Origin of the sequence: Devosia chinhatensis, assembly GCF_000969445.1 — a bacterium.
GTDB classification, from domain to species: domain Bacteria; phylum Pseudomonadota; class Alphaproteobacteria; order Rhizobiales; family Devosiaceae; genus Devosia; species Devosia chinhatensis.
This window is the reverse complement of record NZ_JZEY01000060.1, coordinates 1-520: the sequence shown is the minus strand read 5'-3', so window position 1 is coordinate 520 and position 520 is coordinate 1. Positions and strand designations below refer to the sequence as shown.

At 52.7% G+C, this 520-nt stretch carries 2 protein-coding genes; both read left to right on the top strand.

Features of this window, described 5'->3' with window-relative positions; all coding sequences use genetic code 11:
- Positions 1 to 261, top strand: a 261-nt coding sequence (locus tag VE26_RS19090; RefSeq protein WP_046105247.1) for a hypothetical protein, incomplete at its 5' end; no start/stop codon positions are given.
- On the top strand, positions 212 to 520 hold a 309-nt coding region (locus VE26_RS19085), incomplete at its 3' end, for a hypothetical protein (protein ID WP_200897238.1). The genes VE26_RS19090 and VE26_RS19085, both read left to right, overlap by 50 nt.

The window sequence follows — 520 nt, the reverse complement described above, 5'->3', positions numbered from 1 at the left end:
GGGAAAGGAAGGGGGGACGGAAAGGACGAGGAAAAGGGGGGAGGCGAGGAAAGGGCGAGCAGGGACGGCGAGGACGAGGCAGAGGACCACAACAGCGTGTACACGGAGGAACCGGGGAGGGGGGAGGGGGAGGTAAGGAGAGGGGGGAGCGAGATGGTGATGAGAGAGGGCAGCGGAGGAGACAACAAAAAAGAAGAAGAGAAAAGGAGGGGTGAAGACACAGAAGAGGAGGGGAGGAAAGAAGAAAAAGGGAAAGGATAAAGGCAGGGGGCGGTCGGAGAAGACGAAGGAAAAAAAGAAGAAAGATGGTGAGAGAAGGAATAAATCGGAGAGAGGGGGAAAAAGAAGGGAGGGATGGAAGATGAAAGAAAAGAAGAAAGGGAAGAGAGGGGAGAGGATGAAAGAAGGGGTAAGAAAAAGGAGGAAGAGGAGGGAGAAGAGAGGAAGAAAAAGGAGGAAAAAGAAGGAGAAGAAAAAAGAGAGAGAAAAAGAGAGGGATGAGGGTGAGGGCGAAGAGGAG